This is a genomic window from Candidatus Magnetobacterium casense (assembly GCF_000714715.1).
Taxonomy (GTDB): domain Bacteria; phylum Nitrospirota; class Thermodesulfovibrionia; order Thermodesulfovibrionales; family Magnetobacteriaceae; genus Magnetobacterium; species Magnetobacterium casense.
Genome location: NZ_JMFO01000006.1, coordinates 48,976 through 64,062, shown reverse-complemented (window position 1 = coordinate 64,062; position 15,087 = coordinate 48,976). Strand labels below are relative to the sequence as shown.

General features: G+C 52.2%; 10 protein-coding genes. 6 read left to right on the top strand and 4 right to left on the bottom strand.

Going from position 1 to position 15,087, the window contains the following annotated elements:
• The first annotated feature begins 50 nt into the window (after positions 1 to 50).
• The 3 genes from rph (at position 51) to Mcas_RS18035 (ending at position 1,629) form a co-directional block, all read left to right on the top strand.
• A complete protein-coding gene (rph, locus tag Mcas_RS05075) occupies positions 51 to 785 on the top strand; it encodes a ribonuclease PH (RefSeq protein WP_040334434.1) in 735 nt (244 codons plus the stop codon).
• Entirely contained in the window at positions 763 to 1,374 is a 612-nt protein-coding gene (gene rdgB, locus Mcas_RS05070) for an RdgB/HAM1 family non-canonical purine NTP pyrophosphatase (protein WP_040334433.1), read from the top strand. The genes rph and rdgB overlap by 23 nt, the downstream gene beginning before the upstream one ends.
• Positions 1,375 to 1,458: 84 nt before the next feature.
• Positions 1,459 to 1,629, top strand: coding sequence for a hypothetical protein (locus tag Mcas_RS18035; RefSeq protein ID WP_156033156.1), 171 nt, complete (start codon positions 1,459 to 1,461; stop codon positions 1,627 to 1,629).
• A gap of 100 nt (positions 1,630 to 1,729) precedes the next feature.
• Here the strand turns inward: Mcas_RS18035 and Mcas_RS17415 are convergent, their stop codons facing one another.
• On the bottom strand, positions 1,730 to 1,825 hold the full coding sequence (locus Mcas_RS17415; RefSeq protein ID WP_081853625.1) for an AURKAIP1/COX24 domain-containing protein: 96 nt from the start codon (positions 1,823 to 1,825) through the stop codon (positions 1,730 to 1,732).
• A 33-nt stretch (positions 1,826 to 1,858) separates the two neighbouring features.
• Positions 1,859 to 6,046: an acyl-CoA dehydratase activase gene (locus Mcas_RS05065; protein ID WP_040334432.1), complete on the bottom strand. Its 4,188-nt coding sequence runs from the start codon at positions 6,044 to 6,046 to the stop codon at positions 1,859 to 1,861.
• Positions 6,047 to 6,156: 110 nt separating this feature from the next.
• On the opposite strand from Mcas_RS05065, the gene Mcas_RS16305 reads away from it, so the two are divergent.
• Entirely contained in the window at positions 6,157 to 7,494 is a 1,338-nt protein-coding gene (locus tag Mcas_RS16305; RefSeq protein WP_052566877.1) for a serine/threonine-protein kinase, read from the top strand.
• Positions 7,495 to 7,561: 67 nt separating this feature from the next.
• Here Mcas_RS16305 and Mcas_RS16300 read toward each other — a convergent pair whose 3' ends face one another.
• Positions 7,562 to 10,582: a glycosyltransferase gene (locus Mcas_RS16300; RefSeq protein WP_052566876.1), complete on the bottom strand. Its 3,021-nt coding sequence runs from the start codon at positions 10,580 to 10,582 to the stop codon at positions 7,562 to 7,564.
• Between the two features lie 336 nt (positions 10,583 to 10,918).
• Here Mcas_RS16300 and cbiE point away from each other — a divergent pair, with 336 nt between their 5' ends.
• Positions 10,919 to 11,554: a precorrin-6y C5,15-methyltransferase (decarboxylating) subunit CbiE gene (gene cbiE / locus Mcas_RS05050; protein ID WP_040334431.1), complete on the top strand. Its 636-nt coding sequence runs from the start codon at positions 10,919 to 10,921 to the stop codon at positions 11,552 to 11,554.
• A complete protein-coding gene (cobK, locus tag Mcas_RS16295) occupies positions 11,512 to 13,095 on the top strand; it encodes a precorrin-6A reductase (RefSeq protein ID WP_052566875.1) in 1,584 nt (527 codons plus the stop codon). Before cbiE ends, cobK begins: the two co-directional genes overlap by 43 nt.
• Before the next feature lie 295 nt (positions 13,096 to 13,390).
• Here the strand turns inward: cobK and hflX are convergent, their stop codons facing one another.
• Complete coding sequence (gene hflX, locus Mcas_RS05035; RefSeq protein WP_052566874.1) at positions 13,391 to 15,001, bottom strand: GTPase HflX; 1,611 nt, start codon at positions 14,999 to 15,001, stop codon at positions 13,391 to 13,393.
• Between the last annotated feature and the right edge of the window lie 86 nt (positions 15,002 to 15,087).

Sequence of the window (15,087 nt, the reverse complement as noted above, 5' to 3'; positions counted from 1 at the left end):
AGCCAGGCGCTGTATCAATTATTGAATCAGGAGGATATATAACTTACAAGATGAGACCGGATGCAAGAAAGGCAGACCAGTTGCGCCCTGTAACCATACGACGTGGATTCATTGGGCATGCCGAGGGGTCGGTGTTGATAGAGATGGGTAACACCAAGGTCATATGTACGGCCACAATTGAGGAGAATGTCCCGGTCTTTTTGAAGGACACCGGGCGGGGGTGGATAACGGCAGAGTACTCGATGCTGCCACGCTCCACGCTATCACGCTCAACCCGGGAGGCCAAGACGGGCAAGATCGGCGGACGAACCCACGAAATTCAGCGCATGATAGGTCGTGCCCTGCGCAGCGTGGTGAACATGTCCCAGATGGGCGAACGGACTGTCCTCATTGATTGCGACGTGATCCAAGCCGATGGCGGTACTCGCACGGCATCCATCACGGGGGCATTTGTGTGCATGGTTGATGCCCTGCGCTTTGCCGAAAAAAATGGCATAATACGCAGATTTCCGCTCAGGGAGTATCTTGCGGCCACCAGTGTTGGGGTCGTGGATGGTCAACTGAGGCTAGACCTCTGCTATGAGGAGGACAAGCATGCCGATGTCGATATGAACGTCGTAATGACGGCATCTAACCGGTATGTCGAAATCCAGGGTTGTGCCGAGGGTATGCCGTTTCCGCGACAGACCATCAACGAACTCCTTGACCTGGCGGCCTCCGGCATCATGCAGCTAATAGACATTCAACGACAGGTGTTGGAAAATGAACCTCTATCTGGCAACTAACAACAAGGGAAAGATCAGGGAGTTAAACCGGTTGTTTGAGGCGACCCCATACACGTTCTTTGCCCCGGGGGAACTTCTGGCGGACACCGGCGTGCTTGAGGATGGTACGAACTATCATGAAAACGCCTACAAAAAGGCTTTCTACCTCTATCAAAAAACCGGCGTCGGTGTTGTAGCCGAGGACTCCGGCCTGGAGGTTGAGGCCCTTGCCGGGGCACCGGGGGTGTACTCGGCACGGTTTGCGGCCTTACAGCAGCAGACTAGTCCCACGGGGTCGCAGGGGACCTCGGATGCCGACAACATAGCACACCTTCTGAGGTTGCTCACCGGAGTACCTGCCTCTGGGCGTGGCGCCAGGTTTGTCTCCGTTCTCTGTCTGATCGAAGGTGGCGTAGATATCTATTTTGAGGGCGAGGTGCGCGGGAGTATTATCGATGCACCAATGGGGGACTCTGGCTTTGGCTATGACCCGGTCTTTGTCCCCGATGGTTACTCCCAGACGTTTGCCCAACTGGGGCAAGAGGTTAAAAATGCAATCAGCCACCGCGCCATGGCCGTACAGCGCCTCAAGGAATATCTCAAAGGATAAGAACAGAGAAAAAAAGACAAGGAGGGCGGCTCCGCCGTTTGTTGGTATCCCCTACGATCCAAGCCCAACAGGGACTACGTACCGTTGCCATACTACCCCCTGAAGGTATCAGACAAGCGATGCCCAAAACTACAAAGCGGTGATGTTGTCTACTTCGTCGAGGCGCTAAACAGACGCACTTCAAATGAGATCGTTGGACACCTTGGCATTATAAAGATACACAACAACCAAGCCTACCTACTCCACACACAATAAGGAAAGCAATCCTTGACCACAAAGATGCCCTTTATCGGCATCCTTGTTACACGCTTTTAAACGACTTTATTTTAATCATCGCTAAGGAAACCTGTCGTTGCTATCTCCTCCTGCGCGAAAACTTCATCTTCCTGCGCAGCTTCTTGTGCTTGTGCTTTGACATCTTTTTCTTGCGCCATTTCTTTACATTACCCACTTAATCACCTCCTTTAAAAGTAGTCCGTGTCATCTATCCTCTGCCTTTTATTGCCAGTGCGGCTTGCATCTTTGCCTGCTCTATGAAGGCCTCCAACTGCAACGCCGTCATGTTTGAGGCCGTCCCGTCGTAAGGTACACTGATACACGGGATACCGTAGTCCTTGCTGATTGAACGCATCAGCGCCGTAACAATCGTCCCCGGCATGCAGCCAAAGGGCATCACGTTGACAATGCCAGAAACCCCGCGCTCTATCAGATCAATGGCCTTGCCGATGCTCAAGACCGTCTCTCCCTCAAAGGACTCATCCACCAAGGGTGCCGCCTTGGCCATAATGGCACGCGTATCGGGCTCATGCAGCGTCTGCAGGAATCCCTTAAAGTATCTGTGATATCTCATCTCGACGTTCTTTTTATAGGCCCTCTTTACAAAGCTATCTATCATAGCAGAATAATCTCTTTTTATCAAGGCATGTTTAAACCCTATGTAGTTGACGTAGAACAACCACTCCTCTACGGGTGCGAGCCAGACCTTTGCTCCGTGCGATTCTATCTTCGCTATGATGTCCTCGTTTGAGAAGCTGTTTGAGCGTACAAAGATTTCACCGATGACGCCGATGAGCGGTTTTTTTTGGTCGTCCCTGGGGATTGCCTCAAAGTCCCTGCGCATCTGCTTCAGGACGCCCTCCATGGCGCCATTGCTGCCCATCAGGGTTTCGTATAGCAGCTTCAGGTACCTGTCATAGAGAGCCTGTGCCTGTCCCTTGTGTATTTCGTGTGGCCTGATTTCGTGCAGGCATTTTAGCAGCAACTCAATGGCAACGATGCCTTGCCAGGTGCGGGGAAAGAAGTCCTTGCCCATTGTGCCCAGGTCATCGTAGAAGGAGATGTCTTGCACGGGGGAGAATATCTTTACGTTGTCCAGACCGAGCTTGTCCAAGATAAGCCTTTGCAGGACGTTGTACTGTCCAAACCTGCATGGCCCCGTACCGCCTGGCATCATAAAGACCGAACGTTCGGGGTCGAAGTCCGCAGAGGTGGCCTTTTTGATGACATCCCCGGTGGTGACAACGCAGGGATAGCACTCCTTACCGGAGAGGTGTTTCTTGCCCAGAGACAGTGCCTCGGCATCCGTCTGTGGCAGCACCTCGGCGGCAATACCGGAGTACCGCAGGGCAGCCGCAATCGCATAGGAGTGGTCTGACATCCAGGGGATGTAGACGGTTGTTTCCGACATGGGGATATTGCGGGAGTCGGTCTGCCTTTTAGGTGGCGGTGGGGATTGCTTGTGGCACATGTTTTCAATGCTGTCCAAGAATGCCTCACACCGGGTAATGGCTCCGGCATCGGCACTGTGTTCGTCGATCTCTATGTGCAGGAAGGGCTTGTCACCAAGCTCGTCCCTGAAGAACTTAAGTATAAATGAATCGGGGCCGCAATTAAAGTTGCCAATGTATATCGGATACAGCAGGGGGTTTGACCTGATGTATCGTGCCGCTTTGATGATCCTCTGCCCGCTGCGCCAGTACATGTCACTCCACCTGTCGCTTATATCGACATTAGCCGTGGGGAGCATGTCCATCGGGATAGAGGCAACGCCGATGGTGGCGAGTTTCTGTGGTATCTGTAAATTCACGCCCGGATCAAAGGAGTTATACGCCCTGCCCACTATGACGATATTGCGTTCGGTAATGGCGTCTATGACCTCCTTGCCCTTTTGACGGAGTTTTGCGTAAAAGTTGTCTTGTGCCACCCTGGCCTCTTTGATGGCGGCCCTGATCTTGGTTGATGACAGCCTGTAGTCCTTGAGGTGACTCTGAAGCTCGTTGACCAGGAAGCCATCGCCACGCTTGAAGTCGATCACCGGACTGAGCACCCTGAGTCCGTCAGAGGCCGAATTAAAGGCCGCTCTGGCCAGATACGGCATGGTCTGGGTGTAGGGGCAGGGTGAACCCTTTGCGAAGTCATCGGTGCCGTTGCTGACGTTGATGAAGGAGGGCAACAACAGCGTATCAACCCCCGCCTGTATCAGGTACTTTATGTGTCCGTGGGCCACCTTGACCGGAAAACACGACTCCGACAGCACGCTCTCCACACCGAGATTGACTACCTGGCGGTTGGTCTTTGGTGAGAGTGCCACGTCAAACCCCAGGGCATAGAGCAGCGTGCTCCAGAATGGCAGATACTCGTGCATCAAAAATATATACGGGATACCAATCACCGGTCGTCCCTTTGCCCTGTCGGGGTCATGGAAGCTGCGAAGGAACGTCTCCCTAAACGCAAACAGGTCTTCTATGTTGTGGGCATTGTCCTTTTTTATGTCATAGCGCTCGCACCTGCCACCGTAGAAGAGGTGGCCCTTTTCATTTTGGAGACTTACGCGGTTGATTTCACAGACGTTTGAACAGGCCTTGCACTGAAACGACGTAATCTTGATGGCCCGGTCGATTATCCCAAAGCCCTTAAAGACGGAGGTACCGGCACCTCTTGCCGCCTGATAATCCCTGACGATCAGCGCCATGCCGATAGCACCGGTGACGTCGTGATTGGGGGGGACGGTGATCATGCGCCCCGTAAACTTCTCAAAAGCGGCAACCACGGCCTTGTTGTGTGCCGTACCACCCTGGAAGAATATGTTCTTACCGACCCGCTTGCCTGCCACTACACGATTTATGTAGTTCTCTACGATTGAGTACGCCAGCCCGGCCAGGACATCGTCTTTCTGAGCGCCCTTCTGGAGGTTGGCCATGAGGGAGTTTTCCATAAAGACGGTGCACCTCTCCCCAAGGCTGCACGGAGAGGTTGAACAGAACGAACATCCGGCAAACTCCTCCTTGATGGAGATGTTTAACTTTTCGGCCTGTTCCTCCAGAAACGATCCCGTACCCGCGGCACATGCCTTGTTCATCTCAAAGTCAACGATCACGCCATCCTCTATGGCGATGTATTTGGAGTCCTGCCCGCCGATCTCAAAGATCGTGTCTACCGTCTTGTCCATGGACAGTGCCCCGGCGGCCTGGGCCGTGATTTCGTTCTTTACGATATCGGCCCCGATCAGATCGGCTATCATGTAACGTCCGGAGCCTGTGGTGCCTACACCCACTATCTCTATGTCATGGCCTATTTCCTGGCCGATCTCACGTAGTCCGGTCATAACGGCATCAATGGGTCTGCCTGCGGTCATGAGGTACTTTCTGGCCAGGAGGTTGCCCTCCTCGTCAATGACAACGAGGTTGGTGCTTATAGAGCCGATGTCCACGCCCATGTAGGACTTGACCTTGGGGGTGTTACCGTTGTCGCCGGATTTTATTTTATGCACTGCACGTGTGGTATTGGCTGGGTTGTGCCTCTGCAGGAAGTCGTCTCCTTGCTGTATAAGTGGCGCTCGTCCTTTTTCGAGGTGTTTGAGCGAGCCGATATATGCCTGCAACGTCTCAATGTCAATGCCCCTGTGCAGGACTCCTGCGTCAATGTCCTTTAATGCAGCACCGATGGCGCCCATGAGGGCACAGTTATCGGGGACAATAAGGCTATCGAAGCCAAATATCTCCTTAAATGCCCTGACCATGCCAACGTTTAATGCCACCCCGCCCTGAAACGACACCTCCGGCGCACTGGGTCTGCCCTTGACGATGGTGCCCTTAAAATTGCGCGCCACGGCAAAACACAGACCGGCCACGATGTCCTCTACGGGGGTTGCTATCTGTTGAAGGTGTATCATGTCGGACTTTGCAAAGACGCTGCACCGGCCCGCAATGCGTGCGGGTTTACTGTTTTTGGCCGCCAGCTCGCTGAACTGCTCAATGGTGAGTCTCATGCGCTCGGCCTGTTGGTCCAGGAACGACCCCGTGCCCGCGGCACAGACGGAGTTCATCGAAAAGTCCTTGATTGCGCTGTCCTGGAGTATTATATACTTAGAGTCCTCCCCGCCCATTTCGATTATGGTCCTGACGGATGGCAATAGTTTTCTTGTGGCGTAGGCACAGGCCGCTATTTCGTTGATGTGGGTTACACCAAGTGCCTCGGCAATGAGTTTGCCTGCCGAACCGGTTATTGACAGAGCCGAGTCCTCAAGGTTAAACCCTTTTAGCAGTCTGTAGGCGACGCTTAATGGGTGTCCGTGGTGTCTTTCGTAGACGCTGTCAACTATGTTGGCACTTTCATCGAAGGCAACTAGCTTGACACTAACCGAACCCGCATCCAATCCAATGTGTCTCATCATCCACTCCTTTCATGCTAAAAGATACATTATACAGAAAACACTCGACAAAGATAAAGAGGGGACAGGAACGCCTTTTAATTTTTCGTCGTGTTTCATTATAATATAACCTTATGGTAGGGACAAGGATAGGCAGGTACGAGATACTGGGCGTACTGGGCGAGGGTGCTATGGGCATGGTATACAAGGGACACGATACCATCATAGAACGCATTGTTGCCATAAAGACAATCAAGATAGGGGTCAGGGGTAAGGCAAACGACGCCATCGAACGCTTCTACCACGAGGCTCGGATAGCAGGGAGACTGGCACATCCAAACATTGCCTTGATCTACGACGTGGGCGAAGAAAAGGGCATACACTACCTTGTCCTTGAGTACGTCGAGGGTGTTACGCTCAAGGACGTCATTATTGAAAACCGTGAGCTACATCCCCTGGATAAGATCAGAATACTCGTCCTGATTGCCCGTACCCTGCACCATGCCCACCAACGCGGTGTCATCCACAGGGACATAAAGCCCGCCAACATTATGCTTCTGAGCGATCTCCAGATCAAAATAATGGACTTCGGTATTGCCATGCTTGCCACCCAGGCCGGCAATGCCTCGGAGGGCCTGATAGGTACTCCATCCTACATGTCGCCCGAGCAGATCAATGGCGGGGAGATGGACAGGCAAACGGACGTATTTTCCCTGGGGGCCCTTGCCTATGAGTTTATGACCGGCAAAAAACCCTTTATTGCCGAATCCATGCCCGCCCTGATGGACAAGATACTCACGGTCAACCCCATACCACCGCACATCGTAAACCCGCAGGTCAGCGAGTACATCAGCCGGTTTATCCTCAAGGCGCTGGAGAAGGACAAGTCGGTGAGGTACCAATCGGTCAACGATTTTGCCGATGCCCTGGAGGTCTACCTCAATCAGATGGAGATGGAGCGCACGCAGGACGTTGTCGCTGTCCACGGCTATGACAAGACCAAGCTCATTGAGTCCCTGAAGCAAAAGTACACGTTTTTTTCGGACTTCACCTTTGAGGAACTCCTGAAGATATTCAACATCAGCAGCAAAAAGGCCTACAAAAAGGGCGACATTATCTTTAAGGAAGGCACACTTGGAACAAAACTCTACGTGATCATCTCAGGCAAGGTAAAGGTTACAAAGGTGTTTCCCGAAAGCAAGGAGGCAACCTTTCTTGCCGAACTCAAGGCCGGAGAGTGTTTTGGTGAGATGGCCATCATGGATAATTCGCCACGGTTTGCCACCGTGATTGCCGAAACCGACTGTGCCATGATTGCCATCAGCGAGGTCATACTGAGGGTGTCTGAGCCACAGTTGTGCCTCAAACTATACAAGAACCTGGCGGCAGTGCTGTCGGAAAAACTAAAAAAAAGCGACACCAAGATAAATGAACTGTGGACTAAAATAAAACAGCTAACCTCTCAAAACTAATCCTTTTCGCTGGCACTCGCCCCACCCTGCCCCATAAGCGCCTCATCCTTGCGTACGCCGGAGCCGTTTATATGAGTAAATTTACGGCAAAGTCCTTTTCGTTTTCGTATCCCATCTCAACGAGGTCGGCAGAAATGGCGCTGCCGTATATAGAGCCTATGACCACATATGGACGTTGTTTATGCGTGAGCGTTTTCAGGACAACAACGGGGTCGTACACGGGCAAGCCGTCAACGGTGGATGCCTGCTTTTGCGGGGATTTATCGAGGAAGGCCACGGCATTGACCCCCATTGATGCAAGCATACGCCGGGTCTGTATGCCTCCGGCGCCGGCACCCCAGATGTATAGCGGACGCTGCCCACATTTGTCAACGATATCCTGGAGTCCCACGATGGCCATATCCTTTATTGCGTTTTCCATGCCGAGGATTTCGTTGAAACCGCCGACCGTATGTCCGGTGATTCTGTGTCTGCCGAAAGCAGTCTTTATCAGGGTGTGTACCTCCATAGCAAGTGAGGCATCCACGGTAAGAGGGGTGAGTCTTACCACCAGGTCTTGATTCAGGGCCAGGAGGTACTTTCCATAGGCATCGCTGCACGTGCAGACAACGTCAACCATTGTAGCTATGATTCGATCGCGGGCTATTTGTATTCGCTGGATGTTAGAGTAGTTGGTTTCGTCCGGTAAGGCCCCGCTGACGTCTTCATCTGACGTTATGGCAGAGGCATTGTATATGAGCAGGACGCCGCCTGAGAGTCTGCGAATTATGGTTGACCTGTGGAGGGCCATACTGCGGTCCTCAAGCCAGACTGCATCAAAGTGCAAGACATTGTCCCTTGTGAATTCGTAAAAATCCAGGTCGTTGTAAAAGACCTTGATACCCGCTCTGGTCAACCAACGGTGTTCCCGGAGTGGGTCAACCTCCTCCGTGTGGACAGCCACGTTAAAACCGGCATCTCTGAAGCAACGCAGCAGCAGGCCAACACCATCCTCAGACGATTGCACCAGGGGAAGTCTGTGACACAGCAATAAGACCCAGGGCCTGTTGCCACTTACACTGGCACGCTCAATCAGTGAGGCTTCAAAGGTGCATAGGTTATCTTTAAGCTGCATATGCCATTTTTCTCTGAAAGGCATAAAATCCCTCAATCCGTATTCTTTCAGGGCGCCTTCGTCTTTGGTTAATTCATACGGGTGGTAGTCAAACACCTCTGCCTCGGGCTGGTACAGTACGTTAAACCCAAGCCCTCTTACCTTGAAACACAGGTCGGCCTCCTGGAGAGTTGCCTGACCACACAAGTCGCCAAACTCCAGGGCACTAAATCCATTGACCCCCTTGAAGACATTACCGCGTATGGCAAAAAAAGCCATGAGAAAGAAATCAACTTCCCTGAGATACGCACAATTAAGCTCTTGCCGAGGCTTACTCCAACCATACTTGACCCTGTAGCCGTTGGCAAGCAGTATACAGCCGGCATTGTCTATGATTTCCGTGAGGTATACCGTCTTACTGCCCACTACGCCTGCCTCGGGGTGCTCCAAAAATGTCCTCATAATTTCGGATACCGATGTGTTGGTCAGCACCATATTGGAGGTCATAAAAAACAAATACCTGCCTGTTGCAGACCCTGCAATGTCGTTTAATACACCAAAGCGGTTGTCGTCAGCTTCGTTTTCAAACACGGTGGCATTGCATATGCTGCGGATGTAGTCTGCGATATGGGTCTTTCCCGTCAGGATACGTACCTCACAGGAATAGTCAAGACAGTGCTCGTAGATCGAAAACAGGCTAAGATAAAGTAGTGGCGATAGCTCTTCCGTAACGGATACAATGAATGTTATCATGGGGGCATCGTATCGTGGAAATTCCAACCGCTTATAAGTTTTCAGGATGTCCCGTCTGACAAACACGGATGCCTCAGGCATTGCGATCCCCATTGTTGCAAGAGGGTTGCCCTCCGGTAGTACGTGGTAAGGAGGGATAGTGTATATGGGAATTTCCTGATGCATCAGCAGATAGGTCAGGGCTGTGAAGAACTCTTGTATATCAAAGGCAAGCTCAACGGACAGACAGTGGACAATAAAGCCTCCGGCGTTTTCGGTCACAGCACGGTAAAAGGAGATGTTTTCCAGTTTGGGTACATTTACAATGCGTGCAGGAAATGGTACGTTGCAAAGATCAAGGAGCGTGTGTGCCGCCTCTGTATCGGTGATGACCATGACCTCGATGTCATGGAGCTTTTGCCAGGTCAACTGTGAAAGCACATATTGAACCTCTTTGACGTAGTATTGGGAGGACCTGAGTTTTTCATGGTCAAAGGGGATTACGATTGTTGCCAGGGGGCCGGCGGGAAGTATGGCAGAGTGCTTCTTGTGTCGCATGTAGATGGCTCTGTACTCAGGGAAGAAGTTTGACCATTGCGCAAAGCCGCTTTTTGATTTATCATGAAACCTGTATACCGCCAAGACATCAGGTATGCTATAGAACACGTGTTTGAGGCTCATCTTTAACCACATGTCAAAATCCATTGTGTAGTGCAGCGATGTGTCAAAGGGACCGGTTTCATTCAGGACGTCAGTCTTGAAGAAAACCGATGGCTGTGTCGGGGGGACGCAATGGTCCCAGTACCTGATCATATCCTCAAAGGTAAGCTCCCGATTGCGGGAGAGGAAACTCTCCATCGTACTTTCAAAAAGATACAGCGTCTGTGCTACTATTATCTTTGCGTATGGCATCATCTCAAATTTCATGGCGATGGTATGAAAGGCGTTGGGGCAGTAGTAGTCGTCCGAGTTGATCCAGGCTATGATGTCGCCGCTTGAGCGTGCAACACCCTTGTTGAGGGCATCTGCCTGGCCGTTGTCTTTTTCTGATATCCATATCAGGTGGGGGTATTTCCTCAATATGTCGAGGGTGTCGTCGGTGGAGCCGCCGTCTATGACTATATGCTCAAAGTTGGGGTAGCCCTGGGCAATGACGCTCTGGATTGTGTGTTCAATATATCTGCCCTGATTCAGAGTTGGGGTTATAACCGATATCCTTGGTAGCGGGGTAGTGCCCTGCCTTATGTCTCTTGTTGTATGCATAGTGTCAATCTTAAATCTGTTTATTCAGTGTTATCAATCCAGATTAACGATAAGGATACTATAACTGCACAGCTTTTATCAAGTGCCCCAACAGAACAAATTGGTCAAGGGGACTGGCCCCCAAATTACCTCCCATTATGCTACAATAAACCTGGCTGATATTTTACCATGCTTTTGCGGAACATAAGTTGATACAATTGAGGAGGTCATACAGGTGATCAGGACAAGTGGCTTTAGCAGGCAAGCAGAATTTTCAGACCTTGCGGCAGAGATGGTAGCCAGACTGGTGGTTGAGTTTGGCTTTGAACGTGGCAGTCGTCTGGCAGGACGGTGACAATGCACAAGATAACCGTTATCAGCTCAGGCCCCGGCAGCCCGGATTTTATGACACTCCTGGCCCATCGCAAAGCAAGCGCCAGTGAGATACTCATCGGGATGCAACTCCAACTCAACGCCGTTGATACCTCCGCTTGTAAGTGCATCTATGAAGAGAGCAGCATCAGCGAAATACTCAAGTTGATTGCAAAACACGAGGGACAGGAGGTCGGTGTGTTGGTCACCGGAGATGCTGGCATCTTTAGTCTGACGCAGAAGATAATTGCCCTCTTTGGCAAGGATGCGATCAAGGAGATCATCCCCGGGGTATCAAGCATCCAAACGGGGTTTGCCAGGGTTAAGGAGTCCTGGGCAAACGTTAGGGTCTTCTCCTTCCACGGACGGGAGATTAGCGGTCTTGATGAGGTGCTTGCCGCAGACAGGGCAGCCGTCCTCTGCGACAAGGTAAACAACGCCTCAGAGTTGCTGCTGCGTCTGGATGCCCTTTGTCTGTTTCAGGACAACAGAAGGGTCTTTGTCTGTGAGAACCTCACGTTAGAGGACGAGCACGTTACGGAGATCACCAACATAGACGAACTCAAGGGGTTACGGGAATGGACACGGCAGATAGTCCTCTTGATAAAGCCAATCGCATAGCCGTCATTGGCATAAGCCAACGATGTCTGGGACTGGCCGGAGTCATAGCGGAGCAGACGGGGGCGGAGATACACCTTAAAAGAACTGCTACGACCAATTACCCTACAGGATCAGAGCCGTTGAGACTGACGTTCTTTGAGACGCTCTCAGTACATATCCGGGATATATTTGACCGCTACAGTGGTTTTGTCTTTATCATGTCCCTGGGGATCGTCAACCGCGTCATCGCCCCACTGATAAGAGATAAACACACAGACCCTGCCGTTGTCACGTTGGATGAAGCGGGGCGGTTTGCCATCAGCACGCTTTCGGGGCATGAGGGAGGCGCAAATGCCCTGGCGGCACTGGTAGGTTCGATTACCGGGGCACAACCCGTGATAACGACGGCATCTGAGGCGTGCAGGCGTTATACGTGTGGCGTTGGCTGTCGGGTCGGCGTTTCAAGAGAGGACATCCTCGATGCCATAACCAGGGCCTGCATCAGCGTCGGGATCAAGGTCGGCGACCTGCGGTGTATTGCCAGTGCATGGGTCAAGCGTCACGAGCAGGGGCTTATAGCTGCAGCGGCGGACCTGGGGCTTGACTGCGTGTTTATATCCAGGGAGGCCATTGAGCTGTACTACCGCAATAATCCATCGACATCCAGATCAGAGATGGTCTTCAGGGCAATCGGCGTCTATGGCATAGCGCAACCCTGTGCGATGTTGGCCGGGAGAAACACACAGCTCATCCTGCCAAGGACAGTGTTTAATGGCATAACGGTAGCCATTGCAAGGGAGTGTCTCTTTGAGGACGCCCTCTCGGCAGTGGGAGATGTCACGGGCGAGGGTGTGGTACTCGTCCTGGGCGGGACGACCGAGGGCATCAGTGTTGCCAGGGAGCTGGATTTAAAGGGCTTCAACTACTACGTCTCCACGGCCACGGATTACGGCTACCGGCTGTTCAAGGAGAAGTTTGGCTCGCGGGTCATCCTTGAGAACTTCACAAACGATTCACTCAAGCGGTTTATCACAACCCACTGCATCACCAAGGTCATCGACTGCACGCATCCCTACGCTCACGTTATAACCAGCGTGGCACAGGCCGTGTGCTGTGAGCTTGGCGTCGAGTACGTCTCAAAGATCAGGGAGACGGGGATGGATACCGAGTTTGAATACGACAGACTCGTGACGGTGTTGTCCCTGGCTGAGGCGATGGATGCAATCGTCAGGCTCTCTCTCAAGAGGCCGCTGTTTACCACCGGTAGCAAGGATTTGAGCTTCCTCAAGGACTACCTTGCAATGGAAGGGGTAGAGGTATTTGTGCGGGTTCTGCCGTTTGAGCAGTCCCTCAAAAGTTGCTCTGATGCAGGCATAAAGAGTCAGAACATCATAGCCATGCACGGGCCGTTTTCGTATGAAATAAACACTGCCCTGATAAGGCAGCATGGCATAGATTGCATTGTGACAAAAAAGTCTGGCAAAGAGGGCGGATTTTACGAAAAGGTCAGAGCCGCCGTTGACTGCGGGATCGGCATCGTCGTAGTGTCGTCATCGGGATAGAAGGGGAAAAAGAAAATAAACCCTCCTGTAAATATTTCTGTGATGAAAATAGTCACATATTTGAAGCCAATGGTAAGTTTACGGTGATGTTATCTGCTTCCTCATTAGAAGCATTTCCTGATGACCATAAATTTCCCCATTGCTTATCAAGTTCGACAACTACAGTTTTTTCTAATGCGATTGCCCTGGCCCTTAGCCTTCGTGTGCATAAGCAAGTGGTGGATGCCTTTGGGAAAGAAAGGGGCGGTGGGGGGTGCGACCCGCTGCGGGAAAATCGTGCCCCACCCCCTCCCTCTCAGTTTTCGATAAAGATACTGTCGTGGATGGCTTTTAGTAGTGGGCCAAAGGTGCCGTGATCGATGGCCGAAATTGCCACGGCGTTGTATCGTACCAGGAGGTTTTCCACCACGTCGGGGGCAACCTTGTCAGTCTTGTTAAATACCAGCAACTGTGTTTTTTCTGCAAGCTCAAGCTCCGTAAGAATATTTCGCACCGAGTCCATGTGCGCCTCAAACCGGGGGTTTGATATGTCAACGACGTGGATGAGGACATCGGCGTCCTCGAGTTCTTCGAGCGTGGCCTTAAAGGCCGCCATCAGGTCCGGGGGCAGGTCGCGTATGAAACCCACGGTGTCCGTGATTATGACGTCGCGCTCGTGCGGAAATCGCAGGCGTCTGCTGGCAGTGTCCAGGGTGGCAAACATCTTGTCCTCGACAAACGTGGCACTCTTGGTCAGGTTGTTGAGCAGGGTTGACTTGCCCGCGTTGGTGTAGCCGATGATTGAGAGGATCGGCAGGGACATCTTCAGTCGCCTGCGTTTTCGCTGAAGCCTTGCCATTGAGAGCTTTTCAAGTTCACGCTCCAGAAGGTTTATCCTGTCCCTGACCCTCCTGCGGTCAATTTCGAGTTTCATCTCTCCCGGCCCACGGCCACCTACACCCCCCATCAGACGCGACATGGCCGTGCCCTTGCCCGTGAGATGAGGCAGCCTGTACTTGAGTTGCGCCAACTCAACCTGTACCTTGCCATCCCCACTGTGCGCACGTCTGGCAAATATGTCCAGGATCAACTGCGAACGATCTATTACCTTAAGCTCGGTGATGTCGGTTACAGCCCTGCGCTGAGACGGCGACAGGTCCTGGTCAAACACCAACAGCGTCGCCCCCTTACCCAGGGCATCGATGACAAGCTCCCTGACCTTGCCGGTGCCTATGAGATAGCGCGGGTTTATCTCCTTTGCCCGCTGGATCACCTTATCCAGCACCATCACGTTGCACGAGACGGCCAGCTCCTCAAGCTCGTTGAGCGACTCCTCCTGCTGATAGCGCGGCGTCTGCGATACGCTTATCAGGATCGCTCTTTCCTCTGCATCGTCCTTGGAAAAGGCACGCCGGCGCTGCATCTGCTCTTGAAGGGAGTCAATGAATTCCCTGAAGTCCAACTCAAGGCTGTGCAGCCCCACAGGCTCGGAGACCTCGTAGAGCTTATCGGGATTGTGGGGCAGCAGGTATGCGCCATAGAACTTGTCGGGCAATCCGTTGCGTAACCCAATGGCACCCAGATAGTCAAACCGCAACAGCGCCAGGTCGGTGAGGTCGTCTCCGGAGAGTGGCTCGTTTTTGAGGTGCGTGTGGATAAACCTCAGCCCCCGCAAAGGCTTCTTGCCCAGGGGATAGTCGCTCAACCCCGGCAGAAACAAACCCGAGGCATCACCACAGATGACATGGGTAATGATCCCCTCACGTGCAATAAGCACTCCAATCTGACGGTTGATTTCCCAGGAAATCTCCGCTATAAAGCGCACAAGCTCCTGCGAAATGACCTCCCGCACGGGAACCTTCCTCCTGTATACCCTTTCAAGGTCGTATACGGTCTTCTTCTTAAGCCCCGCTATGTTACCATACACCGTAGCGATATCATTACCTCCATTGTGTCGCTATTTTCAATACCTTCGATTTCAACCACCAAAGTAACCATAACGACTATTTATTT